Genomic DNA, 23,656 nt, shown 5'->3' with positions numbered 1-23,656 from the left:
GGAAACAACTGTGTACGGAAACGCTTGTTTCCGATATGGTCGAGATCACTCGCAGCGTCGCGAAGGGATTCGGCATGAGTCTTCAACTTCCCACCACGGTCAGCGCGGTCTCCGACAACGCCAGGCACCTGCGCACCCGCCTGTCCTGGCAGGCGCAGCGCGCGGGGCTGCAGGTGGTGAAGCGGTATCCGACCCGGATCCGGCCGCTCGCCGAGCCGCCGCCGGGCAGCGGCCTGAAACCGGTGCTCGGTGACTTCGGCCCGCCCGGCATCGGGTACACCCTGCACACCCTCGCCGACCCGATGGGCTTCTCGCGCGAGCGGTTCGAACGCCTCGGCCCGGTGTCGTGGCTCGGCGTGCTCGGCAGGCCGGTGGTGTCGGTGGCCGGTCCGGAAGCGTTCGAGGAGGTGCTGCTCGATCGCGACAAGGTCTACTCGGCCCAGCGCGGCTGGGAATGGCTGATCGGGCCGTTCTTCCACGGCGGGGTGATGCTGCGCGACTTCGACGACCACATGTTCCATCGCCGGATCCTGCAGCAGGCCTTCACCCGGCCGCGGCTGCACGGGTACCAGGACCTGACCAGCCCGCTGCTGCGTCGCGGCATCGAATCCTGGTGTCCCGCAGCCGAATTCCACATCCACACCGCGATCAAGCAGTTGCTGTTGCAGCAGGCCACCGAGGTGTTCGCCGGCGCCGAACTCGGCCGCGAGAGCGTCGCGCTGGCGCACGCGTTCGAGGACGCGGTGCACGGCGGCACCGCGATGGTGCGCGCGAACGTGCCCGGCGGCGTGTGGGCGCGCGGACTGCGCGGCCGCCGCCGACTCGAGGACTACTTCCGCCGCGAACTGCCCGCCAAGCGCGCGGGGGAGGGCAACGACCTGTTCAGCGTGCTGAGCCGGGCCACGACGGAGGAGGGGCACACCTTCACCGACGAGGAGGTCGTGCAGCACATGATCTTCGTGATGCTGGCCGCGCACGACACCAGCACCATCGCCTCCTCGATGCTGGTCTACGAGCTCGGCAGGCATCCGGAGTGGCAGGACAAGCTGCGCGCCGAGGCGATCGGGCTCGGCAAGGAGTCGGTCGGCTACGACGACCTCGACGAGCTGCCGCTGCTGGACATGGCGTTCAAGGAAGCGCTGCGGATGTACGCGCCGGTGGCGCAGCAGGCCCGCGAGACCATCGCCGACACCGCGCTGTGCGGGCACTACCTGCCGCGCGGCACGCTGGTGATGTGCGGACCGTACATGATGATGCGCACCGCGCAGTACTGGCGCGATCCCGACGAGTTCGATCCCGAGCGGTTCGCGCCGGAGCGCCGCGAGGACAAATCGCACCGCTTCGCCTGGGCGCCCTTCGGCGGCGGCGCGCACAAGTGCATCGGCCTGTACTTCGGCGGAATGACGGTGAAAGCCGTGCTGTACCAGATGCTCACGCGGTTCCGCTGGAGCGTGCGGCCGGGCTACGAGCCGCTGTTGGTGGCGGGTACCGGGCCGACGCCCGCCGACGGGCTGCCCATCCGGCTGGAACGGCTCGCGCGATGAGGGTGGTCGTCGATCGGGACCGGTGCGAGGGCCACGGCATGTGCGAGGCGCTGGCGCCGGATCTGTTCCGGGTGGGCGACGACGACGTCGTGCGCCCGCGTACCGACACCCTCGGCCCAGCCGACCGGGACGTGGCCGAACTGGCCGTGGACAGCTGCCCGGTGCAGGCCCTGCGGCTGGAAGGGAGCTGAGCACCGCGCGGCTATACTCCGGCATGGCCGGCTCGACACGACCCAGGCGGAGTTGGGAGCAGATCCATGCGGGAGCAGCGGCGCCCCGGTGGTCCGGCGTTGTCGCGGCGGACCGTGTTGAGCGCGGGCGCCGCGCTGGCGGCGTTCGGCGCGACGGCGGCGTGTGGGCGATCCGAGCGCGTCACCGAGCGGCCGCCCTCGGGTGAGGACCCGCAGACCATCGTCTCCGACGCCTATGTCTTCGGTTGTCCGCTGGTGCTCATGGACGCGACCCGCCGGGTCGCGCGGGCGAGCACGCCGGACAACCAGTTCCGGCACGCGGCCGGACTGCCGACCCCGCGACGGCGCGGTCCGGTCCGGCCCAACATGGACACGCTGTACTCGATCGCCTGGCTCGACCTGTCCGCCGGACCGATGGTCGTGCAGATGCCCGAGGTGGAACCGCAGCGCTACTGGGTGCTGCAACTGCTCGACGCCTGGACCAACACCGTGCACAACCCCGGCAACCTGCGTCCCCGGGTGGCGGCGGGTGCGGCGCCGCCCTACACCTATGTGGTGACCGGTCCCGGCTGGACCGGTGAACTGCCCCCCGATCTGGTGGTGTTGCCGATGCCGACCCCGATGGTGTGGCTGCTCGGCCGCATCCAGGTCGACGGACCGGAGGACGTACCCGCGGTGCGGGCCATCCAGGAACGGATGCGGCTGGTCCCGCTGGCCGACTGGCCCGCGGGCCGCGACCCCGGTCCCGGGCGCACCGATACCGGCGACGGCGACGTGCCGCCGGTGCAGCAGGTGGCCGCGATGGACCCGGCGGAGTTCTTCGAGCGGTTGTGCGCGCTGATGGCGGTGAATCCGCCCGCCCCCGCCGACGGGCCCGCGCTGGCCCGGTTCGCGCAGCTGGGCATCGCCCCGGGCGGCGCGCTGACCGGGATCTCCGACGACGATCTGGCCGAGGCCGTGCAGGCGGTGCGGCACACCATCGAGGTCTACGTCGATCCGGGGATCCGGATCGACAACGGCTGGCTGGTCGACCCGAACATCGGCGTCTACGGCGACGACTACCTGCGCCGCGCCAGCACGGCCGCCAAGGGCCTCGGCGCCAACCGGCCGGAGAGTGCCGCCTATCCCACCCTGTTCGCCGCGGCCGACGACGACGGCATTCCGACCCGATACCGGCTCACCTTCGCGCCGGGCCAGGCGCCGCCGGTGGACGCCTTCTGGTCGGTGACCGCCTACGACGGCGACGGGTTCCTGGTGCCCAACGACGCGGAGATCTACTCGGTGGGCCATCGGATTCCGGTGCCGCCCGCGCCGGACGGATCGCTGGTGCTGGTGATCCAGCACGCGGACCCCGGTCCCGGCGTGCCCGCGGGCAGTTGGCTGCCGATCCCCGACCGCGGCACCTTCTCGCTGACCCTGCGCCTGTACGCGCCGAGAACCGAAGTGCTGGACGGTAGTTGGCACCCGCCGCCGCTGGTTCCCGTGCCCTGAACGGAGATTCGAGTAGCGCGCTACTCGGGTGCGCTCCCGCGCCCGGATCGATGATCGTCGCCGGAACCGGTCGTGAGGAGGGGTAGGGATGAGCGAGGGACGGAAGGCGTTGTCGCGCGCGCCGCAGGGGGAGCCGCCATTTCGGAGTGCCGGCGCACCCGTACGGGCCGGCAGGCCGGCGCCGCGGCGCTCGGGTGCGCGCTCCGGCGCCGGGATCCAGCGGACGCTGCGCGCGGTGCACGCCGCCGAACGCGCGGCGGCCGCCGACGGGGCGACCCGGTTCGCCGAGCGCGCGGTGCGGATGGCGCTCGAGGTGCTCGACCGCCGCAGACCGGTGGGGCAGCTGGCCGGACTCGCCGATCCCACCGTGCTGGCCGCCGTGCGGACGCTGGTGAGCGCGGATCTCGTGCCCGGCCGCGCGCTCGGCTCCGCGGTGCACCTCCGAGTGCGCTTGCGGCTGCTCGACACCGACACCGCGGAGGTCTGGGCCGGCTACGACCGCGGTGGGCGGCGCTTCGCCCTGGCCGCGCGGGTGGCCCGTACCCGCGCCACCGGCTGGCGGCTGACCGCGCTGCGCGTGCGCTGAGCGGTTGCCCGAGCGCGGGACATCCCCGCGCGTCGCACCCCCGGCGCGCCGGACTCGACTACCTTGGAACTGGTGCGGCGCTGTTCGGTGTCGATCGAGCTGTTCACGGTGTACCTGTCCGCCGTGATCGGCGGACTGGCGCTCACCACCCCGATCTCGCTGGCCTGGGCACACGGCACCGCCTCCCTGGAGATGGAGCTGCTGGTCTACAGCCTGCCGCGCGCCACCGCGGTCGGCGGTGTGGCCGCGGTCATCACCGCGGTGTTCGCCACGACGACCAGCTCGGCGGTGGTCGCCTGGGGATCCGCGGTCGGCGGCTGCGTCGTCCTGCTGGCCAATCACGTCCTCGGCCAGTACTTCTCGGGATTCGCCCCGCTCACCACCCTGAACTACATCGATTGCCTCGCCGGTGGGGTGCTGCTGGGTGGTCTGGCCGCGGCCGTGCAGTTCCGGCGGCTGCCCACGCTGATGGCTGCGCTCGGCGCGATGACCAGCATCATGCTCAGTGATCTGAGTGTCTCCGACGCGGAGTTCACCGGCACCGCGGGCAACTCGCCGTTGGCCTGGTTCGTGGTGGATTCGCCGCCGCAGTGGCTGTTGTGGCCCGCCACCGCGTTGATCGCGGTGTGTGCCTACACCCATCGCGGCCGGGCCGAGGAACAGGCGATCTCGGTGGAACTTCCGTTGCGCCCGATCGTGGCGGTCCTGCTGATGGCGCTGAGCACGGTGGCGGGTTCGGCGTGGTTGGTCCGGGAGGAGAGCACGATCGCCGACGCGTTGCCGGTGGCGTTGGTGACCGTGGTGACGGCGATGCTCACCGCCTTGCTGCTGCCCGGTCGCGACGGCGAGCTGATCCTGTGCGCGGTGGCGGTGGCGGCCGCGGGCGGCGCCACCGTCGTGTTGCCGTTGACGGGCTGGATGGTGCCGTTGCTGATCGCGGCCGGCGTCGGCGGCATGGTGCTGGGCCGGTACCGGCCGATGCCGGTGGCCGGTGTGGCGGGCACGGCGGGGCTTTCGCTGTTCGCCGTGCTCACCGCACGCCCGGAGGGACCGGTACCGGCCGCCTCGGTGGCCGGTTGCCTGCTGCTCACCCTGGTCACCGGCTACTGCCTCGCGGCGACGATGCCGCGTAGCGGCGCGCCGACGCTGCTGCTCGGGTTGATCGTGCTGTTCCTACCGGGTGTGGTGGTCGCCGTGCGCGCCAGGATCTTCGGCGTGGGTTTCGCGCTTCCCCGGCAGTGGGAGGTGCCGCGCGCCTACGGCCGCTCCGACCTGCTGCTCTACGCGTTGCCGGGCGCCGTGGCGGCGCTGGTGACCGTCGGCTGCGCGCTGGGCATCCTGCTGCTGTGGCGGTGGCGCAAACCCGCCGCCGACCGGGCGGAGGAGGGAGCCACCGGCGTGGATGTCGGCCGGGCCGACTAACGTCGCGGCCATGCGGCTTCACGTGGGATGTGCGATGTGGACGCATCCGGCGTGGCAGGACCGGCAGGTGCCCTCGGCCCAGCGGCTGCGGTGGTACGCCGAGCGCTGCGACGCCGTCGAGGGCAACACCACCTTCTACGCGAGCCCGTCGCCGGGCACCGTGCGCTCCTGGGCACAGCAGACCGGCCCGGACTTCCGGTTCGTGGCCAAGCTGCCGCGCACGATCACCCACGAGCGCAGGCTGACCGGCGCCGACGCGGAGCTGCGCGCGTTCCTCGATGTGCTGGCGCCGCTCGGGCCGCGCCTGCACACGGTGTGGATTCAGTTGCCCGCGTCGTTCGGGCCCACCGATCTCGGTGCGCTGGCCGCGTTCCTGCGCACGCTCCCGGCCGGTCCGTGCCGCGCGGTCGAGGTGCGCCATCGCGCCTTCTTCGACGACGAACGCGCCGCGGCGGCGCTCGAGCGGGTGCTCGGCCGGGCGGGCGCGGAGTGGACGATCTTCGACACCACCGTCCTGTTCGGCGCACCGCCGCGCGGCCCGGCCGAGGAGGAGGCGTGGGCGAAGAAGCCGCGGGTGCCCCGGCGCACCCGGGCACTGACCGCGCATCCGATGGTGCGCTACCACGGCCGCGACGATCCCGCCGAGACCGTGGCGGGCTGGCAGCCGTGGCTGCCGGTCGTGGCGGGCTGGCTGCGCGAGGGCCGTTCACCGACGGTGTTCGTGCACACCCCCGACAACGCGGGCGCTCTCGACCTGGCCCGGCGCTTCCACACCGAGGTGCGCGCGCTCGTGCCGGAGTTGGACCCGCTGCCCGAACCGGTCGACTCCGAGCCCATGACGCTGTTCTGAGCCCTCGACGCTGTCCCGGCCGCGCTCGGTCGCCGCGCTCAGTCCAGGCCGAGCACGGTGGTGGTGAACGCGATGAACAGCGGTGCCGATCGGGGCACCGCCTCGGGTCCGTCGGTGAGGATCAGCCTGCGGGTGCGTTCGCCGACCGCGTCCGGGATCAGCGAGATCAGCTCTGCCGAGACCGGTGGCACCGAGGGGTCGCCCGCCCTGGCCACCGCGTGGAAGTGCCGGTAGAGGTCGGTGAACCGGTCGACGGCCCGGTTGCGCACCGCCTCGGCGGCCCGTTCGACGCGGAACGCCTCGACCAGCACCAGCCGGGCGAACCCCGGCTCGGCGGCGACGGTTTCGCAGAACGTGGTGATCACCGAGGCGATCTTGGCGCGCGGGTCGGCGTCGCGGGGCAGCTGCGCCAGCTCCCCGTTGATCCGGGCGGCCAGGATGTCGATGCCCGCGTGCACGGCCTCGACGAAGCAGTGTTCCTTGTTGGCGAAATGTTCATAGAAGGTGCTGCGCGACACCCGCGCCCGGGCGACGATGTCGCTGAGCGTGGTCGCCGGATAGCCCTTGGTTTCGACACAGTCGACGATCGCGGCGATCAGCCTGCCGCGCGGTGAGGTGAGGACGGCCTCCCGGACCGCGCGGTGACGATCGGCGAACTCGCTGTCGGACAACGACTCCCGTTGCGTTGTCGGTGGGCGCATGGCTGCCTCTCTGTCGGTGTGTTGCGCGGGCGCGCCGAACGCACGGGACCGTTCCGCGCGGACCGCCCCGACGCCGCCGCTCGCGGGTTCCGATTATGCGCGCATCGACGCCGGTGGTCGCGTCGTGGCGGCTCCGGCGCGCCCGATCGGCCCATTCGCCCGCCATTATCCGCGGACATGTGCAATCTTGTTACTGCGCAACGGTATTGACAGGGGAAGGTGCGTCGATCATGGCGTCGAACGCGGTGGGGTCACGCCGTGCGGCGCCGGGTGCGCGGACACCGCTGTGGCCGGGCATGATCGCGCCGGGGGCGACCCCGGGCAGGCATCGCGGTCACCGACCACCGCGGCGGCGGGGCCGGAGCGCCCGGCCGCATCGGCCGTGGCTGGTGGCCGCCGTCGCCCTGGGGGTCTCGCTGGCTGCGGTCGCGGTGGTGCTCGCCTACGTGGCCTCCGCCGCCGGACCGCGACAGTCCGCGACGGTGGCCGACCCGGTCCTGGGCGGTGGGCCCGGCTGCGAACCGGTCCGCACCCCGCAACTGGTGCGCGGCAACGGCACCGGATCGACCGCCGACGGCCCCGACGCCGTCCTGGCCTTCCAGTACGCCTACTACGTCACCCGATCCGGCGCGGCCGCCCGCGCGGTCACCACCCGCGACGCCGCCGTCTCCGCGGTCGCGACCATCGACGCCGGCATCGCCTCCGTGCCCCCCGGCACGCGCCACTGCGTGCTGATCACCCCGCTCCCCGACGGCCGCTACGACGTGGTCCTCACCGAAATACGCCCCGATGGCGTGGTGAAGACCTATCGGCAATTCGTCACGGTCGCCGACCACGCCGACGGCACCCGTATCACCCGCATCGCACCCCCGGACCGGTGACCCCCGGCCCGGCGCCGGCAGCCGCCCGGGGACGGGCCCGCTGGTCGTGACGATTCGCCGCGAGTCCCATCCAGGTAGGTGAGTCGAGCAGTTATATGAAACGCCCCCCTTTTGGACGGCCGATCAGCTAAGTTACGGCTACGCCGGACTGTCGGCGATGAGGAATCGGAGGACACCGTGGAATTTCTTGGCTCTGTGGCCGGGCTCGCCCAGATCGTGATCGGCACGATCCTGGCCAACACCGGATCGGGTGGCTCCGGCTCCGGCTGGTGAGGGTTACCGGATCCGGCTCGCCGTGGGCGGGCCGGATCCGGTCGGCCGAAGTGCTGACGCCATCGCGGCGCTTCTGATACGTTTCTGTATCGAATACGCCGGTGTATCGAACCGGCGCGAGGAGGTCCGGTGGCATCGCACGCGGCGGCCAAGGCGCCGAGCAGGCGTCGGGTGCACACGCGCAATCGGTTGCTCGCCGCCGCCTACGAGGTGTTCGCCGCGGAGGGCTTCGGCCGGGCCACCGTCGAAAAAGTTTGTGAGCGAGCCGGATTCACGCGCGGCGCGTTCTATTCGAACTTCACCTCGCTCGACGAGCTGTTCCTGGCGATGTGGGAGCAGCGTTCGGCGGAGCTGCTGACAGACGTGCGCGCGGCGCTGGACGAGATCTCCGTCGACGGCGTGACCGATGTCCGGGCCGCGGTCGACGGCCTGCTGCGCGCGGTGCCGCTCGACGACGCCTGGTTCCGGATCACCGCCGAATTCACCGCGCACGCGCTGCGCACCCCGGCCCTGCGCCGGGTGATGGCCGCGCGCGAGGAGGCGATCGTGGCGGCGCTGATGCCCACCGTCGTCGCGGCGCTGGCGCGCGCGGGCCGCACCGTCGCCGACCCGGTGGCGCTCGGTCAGGCGCTGGTCGCGGTGCACGACGGCACCGCGGCGCAGGTGCTCATGGAGCCGGACAACGCCGCCGTGCACCGGCGGCGCGCCGAGCTGTTCTGTCACGTGGTGCTGGCCTACAGCACGCCCAACGGAGGATGACGATGACCAACTGCAGTCCCGAGTTCGCGCGCCAGGCCGACGTGATCGTCGTCGGCGCGGGTCTGGCCGGGCTGGTGGCGGCCCACGAGCTGGCCCTGGCCGGACGCACGGTGCACCTGCTCGATCAGGAGAACCGCAACAACCTGGGCGGACAGGCCTTCTGGTCGTTGGGTGGGCTGTTCCTGGTCGACACCCCCGAGCAGCGGCGGCTGGGCATCAAGGACTCCTACGAACTGGCGCTCCAGGACTGGCTGGGCTCGGCCGGGTTCGACCGCGACGACGAGGACCATTGGGCGCGGCAGTGGGCCCAGGCCTACGTCCGCTTCGCCGCCACCGAGAAGCGGGACTACCTGCGCGATCTCGGCCTGCGGGTGACGCCGCTGGTCGGCTGGGCCGAGCGCGGCGGGGGACTGGCCGACGGGCACGGCAACTCGGTGCCGCGGTTCCACCTGACCTGGGGCACCGGGCCCGAGGTGGTGCGGGTGTTCGCCGAACCGGTGCTCGACGCCGAGCGCCGCGGGTTGGTGGGCTTCAGTTTCCGGCACCGGGTGGACGAATTGATCGTCGAGGACGGCGCGGTCGTCGGGGTGCGCGGCAGCGTGCTCGAGGACACCGATCTCGCGCGTGGTCGGGCGTCGTCGCGCACGGTGGTGGACGAGTTCGAGTTCCGCGCCAAGGCGGTGGTGGTCACCTCCGGCGGCATCGGCCACAACCACGAGATGATCCGGCGCAACTGGCCCACCGAGCGCCTGGGCCGCTGCCCGCAGACCCTGATCTCCGGCGTGCCCGCACACGTGGACGGGCGCATGCTGGCCATCTCCGAGGCCGCCGGCGGCGCGATCGTCAACCGGGACCGCATGTGGCACTACACCGAGGGCATCCACAACTGGGATCCGGTCTGGCCCGACCACGCGATCCGCATCATTCCCGGCCCCTCCTCGATGTGGTTCGACGCCACCGGAAAGCGGCTGCCCGCACCGTGTTTCCCCGGTTTCGACACCAATGCCACGATGAAGGCGATCCTGGCCGCGGGCTACGACTACTCGTGGTTCGTGCTCACCCAGGCGATCATCGAGAAGGAGTTCGCGCTCTCGGGGTCGGAACAGAACCCCGACATCACGGGCAAGGACATCAAGCTCACCCTCAAGAGCCGGGTGGCCAAGGGCGCACCGGGGCCGGTGGAGGCGTTCAAGCAGCACGGCGTGGATTTCGTCGTCGCGGACACGCTGGCCGAGCTGGTGCAGGGCATGAACAAGATCGCCCGGGGCCCGCAGCTCGACCTCGCCGAACTCGAACGCCAGATCGTCGCGCGCGACCGGGAGATCGACAACAAGTTCAGCAAGGACGCCCAGTTGATGGCGATCACCAACGCCCGCCAGTCCTTCGCCGACAAGGCGGGCCGGGTCGCCAAGCCGCACCGCATCCTGGATCCGAAGGCGGGCCCGCTGATCGCGGTGCGCCTGAACATCCTCACCCGCAAGACTCTGGGCGGCCTGCAGACCAACCTGGACTCGCAGGTGATGCGGCCCGACGGCACACCCCTGCCCGGTCTCTACGCCGCGGGCGAGGTCGCCGGGTTCGGCGGCGGTGGCGTGCACGGGTACAACGCCCTCGAGGGCACCTTCCTCGGCGGCTGCATCTTCTCCGGCCGCGCCGCGGGCCGAGCCCTGGCGAGGTCACTCGCCTGAGGTGAGGTCGTCGCACCCCTCAGGGGGTGGCGAAGGCCGCGGCGATGTCGCGGGCGGTCACCTTGGCCAGCTCCACGAAGAACGGCACGCGTTCGGGGATCATCAGGGTGGTCGGTCCGCGCAGGCCGAGCGCGAAGCGGCAGCCGCCGTCCGGGTCGGGGATCGGCAAGCCGATCGTGCGGAAGCCGGGGTCGAGTTCCTCGTCGTTGTAGGCGTAGCCGCGCTCGCGGGTCAGGGAGAGTTCGGCGCGTAGTTCCGCCGGTCCGGTGACCGACCGTTCGGTGCCCTCGTCGTAGGGGAGGGCGCGCAGGTCCGCGTCGCCGACGTCCGACCAGGCCAGCAGCGCCTTGCCGAGTGCGCTGGCGTGCAGGGGCAGGCGCACGCCCTGGAGCCGGTGCCCGTCGGATTCGCGCCAGCGGCTGGTGCCGAGCAGCACCGCGTGGATGTCGTGGCGGGTGGCGATGGAGGCGCTGGCGCCGGTGGTGCCCGCGAGTTGTTCGAGCAGCGGTTCGGCCAGGTAGATCCGGTGCTGCCGGTAGGCGATCTGCCCGTACTCGGCCAGTGCCCGGCCGATCCGGTAGCGGCTGGAGGCCGGGTCCTTCTCCAGGAAGCCGGCACGCACCAGGGCGGTCAGCAGGCGGTGCGCGGTGCTGACCGGGATGCCTTGCGCGCGAGCCACTTCCGAGACGCCGCGGGAGTCGCCGCCGCGGAAGCAGTCCAGGACCGACAGGGCGCGGGAGACGGTCTGCACACCGGAGGGTTCCACGGCTCGACGGTAACACAGCCGACCTTGTGGACAACCCGGGAACTTTCCGTCATGTGGAAAGCGCGGGCGCTCACGGAGGGGATCGCCGGAGATCGGGTGCGTAATTTGGCCGATCGATGCCCCTATGTCCAACGAGGGCCGGTTGTCAACCTTTCCGATCTTCGGCAAGCATTCCCTGTCGGGTCGGTGACCGTCGTCCCTACGCTGCGAGGGCATTCGCTCGATCACTTCCCCGAACAGGAGTCACCCACGATGTCCCGCAGGCGCGCCTTCTTGCGCATCGCGTTCGCGGTCGCCCCCGTCGTCGCACTCGTCGCCGCGTGTGGCTCCGAGCCGGACGCGGGGTCCGATTCCGGCACCTTCGTGTTGAAGGTGACCGACCCGGGCAACTCCGGTCCGCTGGCCGTCGGCAAGCGCGACGGGCTCTTCGACGCGGCGCTGGCCCCGCTCGGCGCCAAGGTCGAATGGGTCAACAGCACACCGGGTTTCAGCTCCAACCTCAAGCTGTTCAACACCGGCGAACTCGACGTGTCCGGTGCCGCCTTCAGTCCGGTGGTCGGGGCGCTGTCCAAGGACGTGGGCGTGCGCATCGTCGCCGTGCAGGACCCGGCGGGCAAGGACCAGAGCGGCATCATCGCCACCCCGCAGTCGGGTATCCGCTCGGTCCAGGACCTGGTCGGCAAGCGGGTCGCGGTCAACCCGGCCGCGAAGGGGGAGTACATCCTGCTGCGGGCGCTGGCGCAGGCGGGGGTTCCGGCCGACCAGGTGACGCGGGTGCCGCTGCAACAGAAGGAAGCCGCCTCGGCCTTCGCCACCGGCAAGGTGGACGCCTGGGCTTCGTTCCTGGTGCCCTACCAGGAGGCCAAGGCCAACGGTGGCGTCGAGATCGCCACCGAGGCGAGCATCGGCTCGCGCGACAACACCGTGGTGGTGTTCCGCACCGAGGTGCTCGACGAGCGCCCCGACATCGCCGCGAAGTACCTCGAGGTGCTCCAGCAGCTCAGCGAGCGCCAGCGGGCGAATCCGGCCGAGTTCGAGAACGTCTTCGAGCAGACCGGGCCGCGCGCGCTGAGCGGCCAGCGCCTGGCCGACGCACTGCGGGTCGGCGGCGAGGCGACCGTCCCGCACCTGCCCGATCAGGAGGATGCCGAGGCACTGGCTGACGTGGTCGACATCTTCCTCGCCAACGGCGTGATCAGCCGCGCCATCACCCCGGCGGACATCTTCTACGATCTGCGCGCCAAGCTGACCCGGGATCAGCTGGTCGCGGTGCGGGCGGGGAGCTGACATGGCCGTGCTCACCCCGCCACTGCCCGCGACCGCGCAGGCCACCCCGCTCACCGCGCCTCGCGCGCGCACCGAGCGGTCGCGGCCCGCGTGGGTGTCGGTGCCCCTGCGCTTCCTGCTGCCCGCCTTGTTCGTGGCCGCGTGGTGGATCGGCTCGGCCACCGGGGCGATCTCCGAACGGGTCATCGCCGGACCGCCCGCGGTGTGGACGGCGTTCACCGAACTGCTCGGCAACGGTCAGCTGATCGACTTCGCGCTCGCCTCGTTCGTGCGGGCGGCGCTCGGCGTCGGGATCGGCGTCTCGGCCGGGCTGCTGCTCGGGCTGGTGTCCGGCCTGTCCGCGCTCGGTGAGGAACTGGTCGACTCGACCATGCAGATCCTGCGCGCCGTGCCGTTCCTGGCGCTGGTGCCGCTGTTCATCGCCTGGTTCGGCATCGACGAGCTGTACAAGATCCTGCTCATCGCGGTCGCCACCGTCGCGCCGATGTACGCCTACACCTATCTCGGGGTGCGCAACGTCGACCGCAAGATGGTCGAGGCGGCCAGGGGGTTCGGGCTCTCCGGCGCGCGGCTGGTGCGCGAGGTGGTGTTGCCCTCCGCACTGCCCGGCGTGCTCATGGCGCTGCGGGTGTGCCTGTCGATCAGCATCACCGGCCTGATCGCGGCCGAGCAGGTGGGCACCCGCGAGGGCGTCGGCTACCTGGTCACCCTGGCCCAGGAGTACAACCGCACCGATTACATGGTGCTGTGCGTGGTGCTCTACGCGCTGCTCGGCCTGGTCTTCGACGGCCTGGTCCGGTTGCTCGAGCGTTTCGCGATGCCCTGGCGCAAGCAGGTGGCGATCCGATGAGCACCGAACCGATCGCGGTCTCGATCACCGGACTGCGGAAGTCCTTCGGCGACAAGACCGTTCTCGACGGGGTCGACCTGACCATCCGCCGCGGCGAGTTCGTGGTCCTGCTCGGGCCCAGCGGCACCGGCAAGACCACGCTGCTGCGGCTGCTGACCGGGCTGGAGGTCCCCGACGCGGGCGAGGTGCTGGTACCGGGCCGCCGGACCACCGTCTACCAAGAACCTCGGCTCATCCCGTCCAAACGGGTGCTCGCCAATGTGCTCGTCGGCTTGCGCCGTACCCGGAGCAACCGGGCGGCCGGGCTGGCCGCGCTGGCGGAGGTGCAGCTCGACGGCAAGGCCGACCAGTGGCCCGCCACGCTCTCCGGCGGTGAGGCACAGCGTGCCGCCCTGGCCAGGGCGCTGGTCCGGGAGCCGGAGCTGCTGCTGCTCGACGAGCCGTTCGCCGCGCTCGACGCGCTGACCCGGCTGCGGATGCAGGACCTGGTCGGCGATCTGGTCGCCCGGCACCGCCCCGCCGTGTTGATGGTCACCCACGATGTCGACGAGGCCGTGCGCCTGGCCGACCGGGTGATCGTGCTCGACCGCGGCCGCTTCGCGGTCGACACCGCCATCACCGCGCCCCGTCCGCGCGAGCGCGCCGACCCCGACATCCTGCGCTACCAGACCGAATTCCTCGCCCATCTCGGAGTCGGCGGCCCCGACCGCCGCCCCATCAGGAGTGCTTCATGACCGACACCCTTTGGTACACCCGCTGCCCGGTCCCCACCGCGAGCGGCCTGGCACACAGTCTCGGCTGGCTCGGCGAGACGGCCGCGGCCGCCGGCCTGGAGTTCGGCGTGTTGCAGGACGCCGGCCCCGAGTTGGCCGGCCATCACTTCCTGCACGACCTGCCGAGCCTGATCCGCGAGGGCGGCAACGTACCCGCGCTGGCCGCCCGCGCGCAGGGCTCGCCCACCCGCCTGATCGGGCTCACCTGGATCGACGAGGCGCAAGCCATCCTGGTCGGCCCGGATTCGCCGGTCGCGAGCCCGGCCGAGCTGGCCGGTCTGCGGATCGGTGTCCCCGGCTGGGCCGCCGACCAGGCGCGCAGCTTCCCCCGCGCGATGGCGCTGCACGGCTTCGCCAACGCGCTGCGGCTGAGCGGGCACACCCTCGCCGACGTGTCCGTCGTGGAGGTGGGTGTGGACCGAAATCCGCAGGTGCGCAACGACGTTCAGCGGCAACGCGGCACCACCTGGGGCGTCGCCGAACTGCTCGACGGCCGGGTCGACGCCATCTACGTCAAGGGCGCGCGGGCCGCCGAGGTGGCCGCCGAGCACGGTCTGCGGGTCGCGGTCGATCTGGACGCCACCCCCGAGCGGCGGCTGCGCGTCAACAACGGGACCCCGCGCCCGATCACGGTGCATGCCGACCTGCTCGAACACCACCCGGAGGTGGTCGTCGGTTTCCTGGCGCAGAGCCTGCGCGCGGCCGACTGGGCCGCCGACAACCTCGACGGCGTGCGCGCGGTGTTGCAGCGGGAGACGCTGTCCGGCCCGGCCGGGGTGCACGCGGCGTACGGCGCCGATTTCCACCGCGGCCTGCATCCGTCGCTGTCGGCGGAGCGGCTCGAACTCCTCGGTGTGCAGAAGCAGTTCCTCTACACCCACGGATTCCTCGCCGCCGACTTCGATCTCGGCTCCTGGGTGGCGACCGAACCGCTGGATCGCGCGCGCGAACTCGTCGAGGCCGAGAGGGCGGCGGCATGACCGCGTTCCTGTGGCGGCTGCCCACCCGCGGCGACGGCAGGCGCGCCCGGCCGGAGTCGCGGCACCGGGGCGGTTTCGGGGGCCCGCCGCCGACGACCCCCGCCACGGATCCGCGACCCGGCCGTTACGGCCCCTTCGACGATCTCGCCCAGATCGTGGATGCCGCCGAACTGGCCGGGCTGGACGGCGTGCTCGCGCCGTACGACCCGCTCGGCGAGGAGTCCTGGATCGTCGCAGGCGGTGCGCTGCGCGCGACCCGCTACGCGACGGTGGTCGTCGAGTTCGAGCCCGGCTTCGGTACCCCGGTGTACGCGGCGAAGATGTCGGCCACCTTGCAACGACTCTCGCGCGGCAGGCTGGCCTGGCGGTTGGCGGTCGACACCGACGCCGCGCAGGCGGCCGCGCGCGGTGACACCGTGACCGGAGCGGACCGCTACGCCCGGGCGGCCGAATTCCTCACCGTGGCCCGGGGCGTGTGGAACGCCGAGCCCGTGCCCGGCTCCGGGTTCGACGGCACGGGCTTCGACTTCGACGGCGACCACTACCACGTGATCGACGGCGGATTCCGCGGCATCCTGTCCGGTCTGCCGTTCCCGCAGGTGCAGCTGAGCGGGGATGCCCCCGAGGCACTCGACCTGTCGGCACGGCACGGCGACCTGCACGTCTTCACCGAGTCGGCGCGCGGTCCCGCCGCCGCGCTCGCCGAGCTGCGCGACCGCGCGGCGGCCGTGGGCCGCACCGTGCGCGCGGGTCTGGAGCTGCCGGTGGTGGCCAGGCAGACCGAACGGGAAGCCTGGGCCAGGGTGCACCGGCAGTGGCGGGAAACCGGCCGCGACATCGCCGAGGCGCGCGCACTCGACCTCGGCGACGGGCGCTGGGCCGGCTTCGCCGCCTTCGGCTACCCGCATCCGGTCGGGTTGGTCGGCAGCTACGAACAGGTGGCGGCGCGACTGCGCGACTACGCCGCGGCGGGCATCGACACGGTGGTGCTCGGCGGCCACCCGCACATCGAGGAAGTGCACCGGGCGGGCGAGCACCTGCTGCACCTGGCCGATCCGGCCGGGCGCACGCTCACCGGCGCCGAGGAGGTACCGGCATGACCATCGACATCTACTGGCGCATCGGCATGGAAGGCGATCACGCGTCGCTGCGCACCCCGCGCCGCTACAACCGGGGCCACGCCAACGGCTACGGGCCGGGCAACATCGCCCCGGCGGTGCGGGACGGGCACCTCGACGACTACGGCTACATCGACCACATGGCCGCCGTCGCGCGCGCCTCGGAATCGGCGGGCTTCCTCGGCGGGCTGCTGCCCTCCTTCCCGGTGACCGACGATCCGTGGGCGGTGTCGGCGGCGCTGGCCCGCGAGACCACCACCTACCGGTTCATGGTCGCCTTCCAGCCCGGCTTCCTGCACCCGGTGCAGGCGGCGCGGATGTCGGCGAGCCTGCAACGGGCCACCGGCGGACGGTTGGTCTACAACATCATCAGCGGCGGCGGGGGACCGGCGCAGCTGTGGTGGGGCGACAAGGTCGCCCACGACGACCGCTACGCGCGCACCAGCGAGTTCCTCGACGTGCTGCGCGGGGTGTGGGACGGCGAGCCCTACGACCACAGCGGGCGGTTCTTCACCACGCGCGGTGCGGCGCTGCCGCCGGGGCTGGCCGGGCAGCCGTTCCCCGAGGTGTACTTCTCGGGATCCTCCGCTGCCGCGGTGGCGGCGGCCGGGCGGCACGCCGACTACTACCTGTCCTGGCTGGAACCGTTCGACGATCTGCGCGCCAAATTCGACGGTGTCCGCGCCCATGCCGAAAAACTGGGCAGGACACCGAAATTCGCGGTGCGTATCGACATCCTGGCCCGGCACACCGAAGAAGCCGCCTGGGCCGAGATCGAACAGGGCTGGGCCTTCGTCGACCGCGGCGCCGCCGAGCGCGCCGCCCGCGGCGACTCCGTCGGAGCCGCCAGGATCGCCGGCTGGGTGCCCGAGACCATCACCGGCTACCGCGATCTCGAGGTCTCGCCCAACGTGTGGTGCGGCTTCAGCCTCATCCGCGGCGGACCCGCCTTCGGGCTGGTCGGCAGCTACGAGCAGGTGGCCGAACGGCTCGACCAGCTCATCGATCTCGGCGTCGACGCGTTCATCCTCGCGGGCAACCCGCATCTCGAGGAGGCCTACCGCGTCGGCGAGGAGGTGCTGCCGCTGCTCGGCCGCTCCCGCCTCACCCCGCAGGCCCGTACCGACACCCTCACCGTCGTCCGATGACAGGAGACCTCATGACCACCACCGAGACCCGGCTGCCCGCCGCCGTCGCCGACTTCGCCGCGGCCGCCGCCCGTGACGCCGAACGGGCCCTGCGGGTGTTCCGCGAGACCGGCACCGTCACCGGCAACGGCACCGTCAATTTCGTCGAGCGGGTGCCCGGCGAGGAGATCGCGGTCGCACTCAACGCACCGGGGCCCTGGGCCGATGACCCGACCGTGCGCCCGATCGTGGCCACCTTCGACGGCACCGTGCTCGACGGTGCAGGCCCCGCGGGATTCGTCACCGGCTACGCCGAGGTGTTCCGCCGCCATCCCGAGATCACCTCGGTGGTGCACGTGCACAGCCCGTGGCTGGGCGGCTGGGCGCAGACCCACCGCACCCTGCCCATCCGCTACGCCGCGGCGCAGCGGCTCACGCTCTCCCGGGAGATCCCGCCGCACATCGACCGCAGCATCGGTGCGGGCGAGTTCATCCTCCAGCGGCTGGCCGAGGACCCCGACCTGGTCGCCATCTTCGAGGCCAACGGCGGCGCGAACGTGATCGGCCGGTCCGGTCTGCTCGAGCTGGCGAAGTTCGTGGTGCTGCTGGAAGAGGGCGCGCAATACCAGGCCATCGCCGAAACCCTCGGCGGCTCCGTCGAATTCGATCCGTCCAACCTCGCCGTGCAGTGGGGCCGTACCGGCCTGGCCGACGAGGCCCGCCGCCGCGGCCTGATCTGACCCCCAGGAGAGCACTCCCATGAGCATTCGCGTCGGGTACTTCCCGCACAACAATTCACTGTTCGTCCTGCGCCACCGCGGCATCCTCGAGCGGCGGCTGCCCGAAGTGGAATGGGTCGACCTGCGCGCGCTGCCCGCCGCCGCCCGGGTCGACCCCCGGTCCGGGCTGCCGACCCTGCATTCGGACTGGCTGTTCACCGAGGGCGGCTACGACGTGATCGGCACCGGTTTCACCCCGCCGATCACCGGCCTGGCGCACGGCCGCGATCTGGTCTACCTGGGCATCTCCGGCCCGCGGGTGGAGAACGGCAGGCTGGTCACCAAGGCCGACAGCGGTATTCGCACCCCCGCCGATCTGCGCGGCAAGCGGGTCGGCATCGCGCACGGTTCCTGGCAGACCACGCTGCTGCTGTTCGCCCTGGACCGGGCCGGCTTGCGCTGGTCGGACGTCGTCCCGGTCGACACCGACGTGCACGACGGCGGAGCGGCGCTGCTGGACGGCTCGCTCGACGCGTGGGTGGGCGCGTATCCGGGACTGGCGGCGGTGGAGGCCGCCACCGAGCTGCACACCCTGGTGGCGACCGAGCCGCTGTTCAGCCATCCCTCGCTGTGGTTCACCCGCCGCGACTTCGCCGAGCACAACCGCGCGGCGGTCACCGAAATCCTCGCCGCACTCCAGGAATCCGATGCGTGGATCACCGAGAACCCGCGCGCGGCGGCTCGGTACTTCGTCGACGACGCCCACGCGCGCGGCGCGGCCGCCGACCTCGACGCGTGGGAGGCGGCTCTGCGCGGCAGGCCCTTCGGGGTGCGGCCGGTGGACGAGTCCTTCCTCGACGAGCAGCAGCGGGCGGCGGACCTGTTGGCCGCCAACGGGTTGCTGCCACGCACGGTGCGGGTGCGCGACGCGGTGCTGCCGTGGGTCGCGGACGCGGTGACGGGCACCGCCGTACCCTCCTGATCGGAGCCGGACAACGAACGATGCCGCCGGGAAGGGGAGCCCGGCGGCATCGACTCGACTGTGCGCGCACCGCAGGGGGACGGCCCGCGCACCGGTCAGCTCAGGGATAGCTGACGCGGTTGCCGATCGTACGCTGGCCGGTGCGCGGGCACCCGGTCTCCGGCCGGTGACATCGTGGACAATCGCGCGTCCTCGATGGTCCGGAATGATCAGGCGCTCTCGGCGGCCTTGGCCCGATACATCGCGGTGTCGGCATCGTGCAGCACCTCGGTGACCGTCCGGCGATCGCCGGGCCGGAGCCGCGTCGCCCCCACCGAGGCGGCGAGGTCGATGCGGTGGCCGGGCAGGCGGATCGGCTCGGCGATCACCGCGTGCAGGCGGTCGAGTACCGCGCCCAGATCCACGTCGGCGCCGCGCAGCAGGATCAGGAACTCGTCGCCGCCGAGCCTGCCGATCGGGTCGCGGTCGCGTACCGCGCGGCGCAACCGTCGCGCGGTGACCCGCAGCACCTCGTCGCCGGCCAAGTGCCCGAGCCGGTCGTTGACCGATTTGAACCGGTCGAGGTCGACGAACAGCACGGCCGCCACCTGTTCGGCGGACGGATCGGCGAGTGCGCGCTCGAGGCGCGCCAGGATCGTCGATCTGTTCTCCAGTCCGGTGAGGTCGTCGTGGGTGGCCTGGTATCGCAGCCTGCGGTGCCTGGCCCGGCTCTCGGTGATGTCGGTGAAGGAGGCCACCACGGCCGAGTGCCGGTCCGCGGGATCGAGCAGCCGGCAGTTGCCCGCCAGCCAGCGCCTGCCCCGGTGGTGGCCGTCGATGCCGAAGACGAAGCCGGTGACCGCTTCGCCGGTGCGCATGGTGCGCGCCACCGGATGCGCGGTCGCGGCCAACGGCGCGCCGTCGGCGTCCACCATGCACAGCGACAGCGCCTGATAGCTCGCGCCGACGAGTTCGGCTCCCTCGCAACCGAACAGCCGCAGCGCGGCCGGATTGATCGACTCGATGCGGCCGTGCCTGCCGATGACGACGACGCCCTCCTCGAGCTGGGCGACCACCGCCGCGAAATGTCGTTCCATGCGCTGCCGGGCGGCCTCGGCGGCGCGCTGGGCGCTGAGGTCGTGCAGCACGACCTGGTAGGCGCGGCGGCCCTGCCACACCGTGAGCACGGTCGCGGCCTGCACCGGTACCCGCACCCCGTCGACGCGGACCAACGTGGCGAGGGTGCGCTGGGCCGGCCGGACGGGTTCGGTGCGCGGCGGTGCGCCCTCGGGGATGAGGAACTGGGACAGCGGTCGTCCGAGGACCTGCTCGGCGGCATCGGCCGCGAACAGCCGGACACCGGCGGGATTGAGATAGGCGATGGCGTCTCCGTCGTGCACGCAGATCGCGTCGGGGGAGTGCTCGACGAGCGCGCGATAGCGCTGCGCCAGCTGCGCCACCGCGGTACCGCCCGGTGTCCTGGTGTCCTCGTTCATGCGAATCCTGTTCGTCGAACGATGCGGCTCGTGCCCGGAACTGCTCCTGCCACCCCGCCAGATCCGGCGAATGCCCACCCTGCGCCGCGATCCACCTGCCCGAGGTGCCGATACCGAAGATCGACCAGTCGATGAACAAAAAGAGACTAGTTGGTATCGATGGCCGACAATAGCGGCTGCCTCGGTGCGGACGCAATCACCCACACCCGGACACGACGAAGGCGACCAGCCGAACGCTGATCGCCTTCCTCGGCACCGCTCGGGCGCGGACTCCTCACGCGGCGTCGCGGCGGGCCGGGGTGCGGTCGACGGGGCCACCCCGCATGACGCGCTCCCACCATCCGGTGAGCGGGCTGGGATCGGGCCAGACGACCGGACTCTCGCCCTCGATGGCCGGCCGTGCTGTCGGGGTGGTCGAGCTCTCGGTTGCCGACACGGGCACCTCCCTCTCGCGATGTCAGATAACCTATGCCCGTAGATATAGATTTCTTATAGCAGTGCCACCAATAGAGTTCAACCCCCACCAATATGTAATCTGAGCGCAGAAGGGAACACGGAAGAGGGATCCATGGACGACGATCAGGGCCGGGCGTCACATCTGCCCGCCCCCGACGAGGCCGTGTACGGCATCTCCGTCGCCGCCGGACTGGCGGGTATCGGCGTGCAGACCCTGCGCCTGTACGAGCGTCACGGGCTGCTCACTCCCGCGCGCAGCGATGGCGGCACCCGTCGGTACAGCGGCGACGATCTGGCGCGGTTGCGGCGCATCACCTCGCTGGTGGCCTCCGGGGTGAACCTGGCGGGCGTGCGCCGCATCCTGGCACTCGAGGACGACAACGCCGCGTTGCACGAGGACAACCAGCGGCTACGCGCCGACAACGAGAGCCTGCGGTCGGAATCCTGACCGGTCAGTGGGCGGGCTCGGCGCGCCCGCCGTGCTCGCCCGTGCGGGTCACCGCGTAGCCGAGCAGCCGCTCGGCCTCCTCGATGCCGCCCTGCAGGTCGCCGACGGCGTTCATCTTCGACAGGTCCAGCCCGATCGTCACCAGCGTCAGCGCGATCTCCGAGGACAGGCCGGTGATGATCACGTTCGCGCCCATCAGGCCCGACGCGTCGACGGTCTGGACGAGATGGTTGGCCACGGTGGAGTCGATGTCGGGCACGCCGGTGATGTCGATGACCACCACCTTGGCACGGTTCGCTCGGATGGCGCGCAACAGTTGCTCGGTGAGCTGGCGGGCGCGCTGGCTGTCGAGCACGCCGATGATCGGCAGGATCAGCAACTGCTCGCGCACCTGCAGCACCGGCGTGGACAGCTCGCGGATGGCCTCCTGCTGCTGGCGGATGATCCGTTCCCGCTCCTCGACGAAGGAGATCGCCACGGTGCTCGCGATCCGGTTGGCGGCGGGTTCGTAGGCGTCGAGCGCGTGGTTGAGCAGTTCGAAGTTGGACTGGTACTTCTCGAACAGCGAGCGCGCGAGCACGTCGCGCAGCAGCAGCACGATGCCGAGCACCTCGTCGGTCTCCACGCCCCGGGGGATGATGCGTTCGGACAGGTCGCGGGCGTAGGCCTGGAGTGCCTCGACGCTGCCGGTCTCGAGCACCTCGACGTAGTTGTCGTAGATGGAGGTGGCCTCGGAGAAGATCTCCTCCGGGGTCATGGCGGTGAGCAGCTGGGCGTCGGTGATGCGCCGCGCCCACTCCTCGCGCAGGGCGGTGCGGTTCTGCCGCAGGTGCTCCACCAGTTCCGAGAGCAGGCGTTCACCGTTGCCGCCCACGCCCGGCTGCGCCTGCGCGGGGCTGAACACTTCCGACACCGGGTCCTCCATCGATCGAGACGCCACGGCGGCGCGCGTCGGCCCGCCCCGCCGCATCGTATACCCCCGTGCGGGCGCATCGGCGGAGTTTGCGCGCTTGTGCCGCAGCCGAATTCGTCGACCGACCAGTTCGTCGCGCGGGGCGCGCTAGCCTCGGGGTATGTGCCGAAACATCACCGCTCTGCGCGGGCTGGAGCCCGCCGCGACGCCCGAGGAGATCCAGGCCGCGGCGTTGCAGTACGTGCGCAAGGTCGGCGGGCTGTCCAGCATTTCCGCGGCCACCCGGCCCGCGGTCGACGAGGCCGTGGCCGAGATCGCGGCGGCGACCACCCGCCTGCTGGAACGTCTACCCGAGCGCAAGGTTCCGCCCAAGACCGTGCCGCCCCTGCGCCGCCCCGAGGTGGTGGCGCGCCTGCACGCGCACGACTGACCGACGGGGGATGCGCCTGGCCGGGGGCGGCCTGCCCGCTCGGGCTACTGCGCGGCGTCCCCGCGCACGACCTCGAGCAGGAGTTCGACCGCCCGGTCGACGGTCTGCTCGAGCACCTCGACGGGTTCGCCGTCGAACACGTGGTGCCGGGTGAGCTCGCCGTCGCCGGAGACGACCCCGAACCACACCGACCCGGCGGGCTCGCCATCCTGCGGGTCCGGCCCACCGACACCGGTCACCGCCACCGCCACGTCCGCCTCGAGCAGGCGCCGGGCACCCGCGGCCATCGCGGCGGCGGCCGTCGCGGAGACCACCGGTACATCGGGCACGTCGAGCAGCCGGTGTTTGACCTGGGCGCTGTAGGAGACGATGCCGCCGCGGAACCACTCGGCGGAATCACCCGCCGCGCCGAGCGCGGCCGACAGTTTGCCGGAGGTGAGCGATTCGGCGACGGCGATCGTGATGCCCTGGCGCAGAGCCACTTCGGCGAGTTCCTCCGCCCGCTGCGATTCGTCGGTCACCCGGTACTCCCTTCTGCGGTTCTCGTCCATCGACGCTACCGTGTCTGCGGGCGGCAGGCTCCTCGGCTGCGCGCGGTGTTTCGGCGGCGCGGAAGCGGGAAATCCGCCTGGACTCGCCGCCGACGCCGCGGCGGGACACGATCAGGAGGGAAGCCATGACCTGTGCGATGCCCGCGCCGCCGGAGGCGTCGACCTGGTACCACGGCACGGTCGCGTGGTTCGACGCGCCGAAGGGGTTCGGATTCATCGAACCGGCCGAGGGGCCGCGCGGCCCCGTCTTCGTCGACTTCTCCAGTATCGAGATGAGCGGCTACCGGACCCTGGTCGAGGGCCAGCCGGTGCGATTCGTCCGTTCGGCGGGCCGCGCGGAGGCCGTGGCGGTGCGGCCGCTGGCCGAGACCGGGTCGGCGGGCGTCGCGGCGTAG

The 23,656-nt window shown here is 71.8% G+C and carries 26 protein-coding genes; 20 read left to right on the top strand and 6 right to left on the bottom strand.

Annotation, left to right across the window (positions count from 1 at the left end; translation table 11 throughout):
• Positions 1 to 74 precede the first annotated feature (74 nt).
• From AMO33_RS14555 to AMO33_RS14530, 6 genes are all read left to right on the top strand, one after another.
• Positions 75 to 1,544: a cytochrome P450 gene (locus tag AMO33_RS14555; RefSeq protein WP_240327528.1), complete on the top strand. Its 1,470-nt coding sequence runs from the start codon at positions 75 to 77 to the stop codon at positions 1,542 to 1,544.
• Positions 1,541 to 1,735, top strand: a complete 195-nt coding sequence (locus AMO33_RS14550) for a ferredoxin (protein WP_011207669.1) — start codon at positions 1,541 to 1,543, stop codon at positions 1,733 to 1,735. The genes AMO33_RS14555 and AMO33_RS14550 overlap by 4 nt, the downstream gene beginning before the upstream one ends.
• A 66-nt stretch (positions 1,736 to 1,801) precedes the next feature.
• Entirely contained in the window at positions 1,802 to 3,226 is a 1,425-nt protein-coding gene (locus AMO33_RS14545; protein ID WP_060592956.1) for a DUF1254 domain-containing protein, read from the top strand.
• A gap of 88 nt (positions 3,227 to 3,314) precedes the next feature.
• Positions 3,315 to 3,812 carry an Rv3235 family protein gene (locus AMO33_RS14540; protein ID WP_139337513.1) on the top strand — a complete coding sequence of 166 codons (498 nt, stop codon included), beginning with the start codon at positions 3,315 to 3,317 and terminating at the stop codon, positions 3,810 to 3,812.
• Positions 3,813 to 3,899: 87 nt separating this feature from the next.
• Positions 3,900 to 5,234, top strand: a complete 1,335-nt coding sequence (locus AMO33_RS14535) for a hypothetical protein (protein WP_139337512.1) — start codon at positions 3,900 to 3,902, stop codon at positions 5,232 to 5,234.
• A 10-nt stretch (positions 5,235 to 5,244) separates the two neighbouring features.
• Positions 5,245 to 6,084, top strand: coding sequence for a DUF72 domain-containing protein (locus AMO33_RS14530; RefSeq protein ID WP_076573587.1), 840 nt, complete (start codon positions 5,245 to 5,247; stop codon positions 6,082 to 6,084).
• Between the two features lie 38 nt (positions 6,085 to 6,122).
• Here AMO33_RS14530 and AMO33_RS14525 read toward each other — a convergent pair whose 3' ends face one another.
• Positions 6,123 to 6,785: a TetR/AcrR family transcriptional regulator gene (locus tag AMO33_RS14525; RefSeq protein ID WP_060592952.1), complete on the bottom strand. Its 663-nt coding sequence runs from the start codon at positions 6,783 to 6,785 to the stop codon at positions 6,123 to 6,125.
• A 230-nt stretch (positions 6,786 to 7,015) separates the two neighbouring features.
• Here AMO33_RS14525 and AMO33_RS14520 point away from each other — a divergent pair, with 230 nt between their 5' ends.
• The 3 genes from AMO33_RS14520 (at position 7,016) to AMO33_RS14510 (ending at position 10,386) form a co-directional block, all read left to right on the top strand.
• A complete protein-coding gene (locus tag AMO33_RS14520) occupies positions 7,016 to 7,666 on the top strand; it encodes a hypothetical protein (protein WP_060592951.1) in 651 nt (216 codons plus the stop codon).
• 402 nt (positions 7,667 to 8,068) lie between these two features.
• On the top strand, positions 8,069 to 8,698 hold the full coding sequence (locus tag AMO33_RS14515; protein WP_060592950.1) for a TetR/AcrR family transcriptional regulator: 630 nt from the start codon (positions 8,069 to 8,071) through the stop codon (positions 8,696 to 8,698).
• Complete coding sequence (locus AMO33_RS14510) at positions 8,695 to 10,386, top strand: FAD-binding dehydrogenase (RefSeq protein WP_060592949.1); 1,692 nt, start codon at positions 8,695 to 8,697, stop codon at positions 10,384 to 10,386. Before AMO33_RS14515 ends, AMO33_RS14510 begins: the two co-directional genes overlap by 4 nt.
• A gap of 19 nt (positions 10,387 to 10,405) precedes the next feature.
• Here AMO33_RS14510 and AMO33_RS14505 read toward each other — a convergent pair whose 3' ends face one another.
• Complete coding sequence (locus tag AMO33_RS14505; RefSeq protein ID WP_060592948.1) at positions 10,406 to 11,152, bottom strand: IclR family transcriptional regulator; 747 nt, start codon at positions 11,150 to 11,152, stop codon at positions 10,406 to 10,408.
• Between the two features lie 252 nt (positions 11,153 to 11,404).
• Here AMO33_RS14505 and AMO33_RS14500 point away from each other — a divergent pair, with 252 nt between their 5' ends.
• Genes AMO33_RS14500 through AMO33_RS14465 form a run of 8 tightly spaced genes read left to right on the top strand, consistent with a single transcriptional unit; the run spans position 11,405 to position 18,988 of the window.
• Complete coding sequence (locus tag AMO33_RS14500) at positions 11,405 to 12,439, top strand: NrtA/SsuA/CpmA family ABC transporter substrate-binding protein (RefSeq protein ID WP_060592947.1); 1,035 nt, start codon at positions 11,405 to 11,407, stop codon at positions 12,437 to 12,439.
• 1 nt (position 12,440) lies between these two features.
• On the top strand, positions 12,441 to 13,289 hold the full coding sequence (locus AMO33_RS14495) for an ABC transporter permease (RefSeq protein WP_011207680.1): 849 nt from the start codon (positions 12,441 to 12,443) through the stop codon (positions 13,287 to 13,289).
• Positions 13,286 to 14,023: an ABC transporter ATP-binding protein gene (locus AMO33_RS14490; protein ID WP_098701493.1), complete on the top strand. Its 738-nt coding sequence runs from the start codon at positions 13,286 to 13,288 to the stop codon at positions 14,021 to 14,023. The genes AMO33_RS14495 and AMO33_RS14490 overlap by 4 nt, the downstream gene beginning before the upstream one ends.
• Positions 14,020 to 15,042: an ABC transporter substrate-binding protein gene (locus AMO33_RS14485; RefSeq protein WP_060592946.1), complete on the top strand. Its 1,023-nt coding sequence runs from the start codon at positions 14,020 to 14,022 to the stop codon at positions 15,040 to 15,042. The genes AMO33_RS14490 and AMO33_RS14485 overlap by 4 nt, the downstream gene beginning before the upstream one ends.
• Entirely contained in the window at positions 15,039 to 16,142 is a 1,104-nt protein-coding gene (locus AMO33_RS14480; RefSeq protein WP_060592945.1) for an LLM class flavin-dependent oxidoreductase, read from the top strand. Before AMO33_RS14485 ends, AMO33_RS14480 begins: the two co-directional genes overlap by 4 nt.
• Entirely contained in the window at positions 16,139 to 17,308 is a 1,170-nt protein-coding gene (locus AMO33_RS14475; RefSeq protein ID WP_060592944.1) for an LLM class flavin-dependent oxidoreductase, read from the top strand. The genes AMO33_RS14480 and AMO33_RS14475 overlap by 4 nt, the downstream gene beginning before the upstream one ends.
• A gap of 11 nt (positions 17,309 to 17,319) precedes the next feature.
• Positions 17,320 to 18,027 (top strand): class II aldolase/adducin family protein, encoded by a 708-nt coding sequence (locus AMO33_RS14470; protein WP_041559904.1) that lies wholly within the window; start codon positions 17,320 to 17,322, stop codon positions 18,025 to 18,027.
• A gap of 19 nt (positions 18,028 to 18,046) precedes the next feature.
• The gene (locus AMO33_RS14465) at positions 18,047 to 18,988 is read left to right on the top strand and encodes an ABC transporter substrate-binding protein (RefSeq protein WP_060592943.1); all 942 of its coding nucleotides are present in this window, start codon (positions 18,047 to 18,049) and stop codon (positions 18,986 to 18,988) included.
• Between the two features lie 209 nt (positions 18,989 to 19,197).
• On the opposite strand, the gene AMO33_RS14460 is transcribed toward AMO33_RS14465, so the two are convergent.
• Both AMO33_RS14460 and AMO33_RS31485 read right to left on the bottom strand, forming a co-directional pair.
• Entirely contained in the window at positions 19,198 to 20,463 is a 1,266-nt protein-coding gene (locus tag AMO33_RS14460) for a diguanylate cyclase domain-containing protein (RefSeq protein WP_060592942.1), read from the bottom strand.
• Between the two features lie 274 nt (positions 20,464 to 20,737).
• The gene (locus tag AMO33_RS31485; RefSeq protein WP_157838347.1) at positions 20,738 to 20,899 is read right to left on the bottom strand and encodes a hypothetical protein; all 162 of its coding nucleotides are present in this window, start codon (positions 20,897 to 20,899) and stop codon (positions 20,738 to 20,740) included.
• Positions 20,900 to 21,031: 132 nt separating this feature from the next.
• On the opposite strand from AMO33_RS31485, the gene AMO33_RS14455 reads away from it, so the two are divergent.
• Positions 21,032 to 21,367, top strand: coding sequence for a MerR family transcriptional regulator (locus AMO33_RS14455; RefSeq protein ID WP_011207689.1), 336 nt, complete (start codon positions 21,032 to 21,034; stop codon positions 21,365 to 21,367).
• Between the two features lie 4 nt (positions 21,368 to 21,371).
• Here the strand turns inward: AMO33_RS14455 and AMO33_RS14450 are convergent, their stop codons facing one another.
• On the bottom strand, positions 21,372 to 22,292 hold the full coding sequence (locus tag AMO33_RS14450; protein ID WP_041559905.1) for an STAS domain-containing protein: 921 nt from the start codon (positions 22,290 to 22,292) through the stop codon (positions 21,372 to 21,374).
• 148 nt (positions 22,293 to 22,440) lie between these two features.
• Here AMO33_RS14450 and AMO33_RS14445 point away from each other — a divergent pair, with 148 nt between their 5' ends.
• Positions 22,441 to 22,710 (top strand): DUF2277 domain-containing protein, encoded by a 270-nt coding sequence (locus tag AMO33_RS14445; protein ID WP_011207691.1) that lies wholly within the window; start codon positions 22,441 to 22,443, stop codon positions 22,708 to 22,710.
• 44 nt (positions 22,711 to 22,754) lie between these two features.
• On the opposite strand, the gene AMO33_RS14440 is transcribed toward AMO33_RS14445, so the two are convergent.
• On the bottom strand, positions 22,755 to 23,261 hold the full coding sequence (locus AMO33_RS14440; protein WP_082668670.1) for a CinA family protein: 507 nt from the start codon (positions 23,259 to 23,261) through the stop codon (positions 22,755 to 22,757).
• A 125-nt stretch (positions 23,262 to 23,386) separates the two neighbouring features.
• On the opposite strand from AMO33_RS14440, the gene AMO33_RS14435 reads away from it, so the two are divergent.
• Complete coding sequence (locus tag AMO33_RS14435) at positions 23,387 to 23,656, top strand: cold shock domain-containing protein (protein ID WP_011207693.1); 270 nt, start codon at positions 23,387 to 23,389, stop codon at positions 23,654 to 23,656.

This window comes from Nocardia farcinica (assembly GCF_001182745.1).
Classification (GTDB): domain Bacteria; phylum Actinomycetota; class Actinomycetes; order Mycobacteriales; family Mycobacteriaceae; genus Nocardia; species Nocardia farcinica.
Note: the sequence above shows the minus strand (reverse complement) of the source record. Positions and strands in the feature narration are given on the sequence as shown.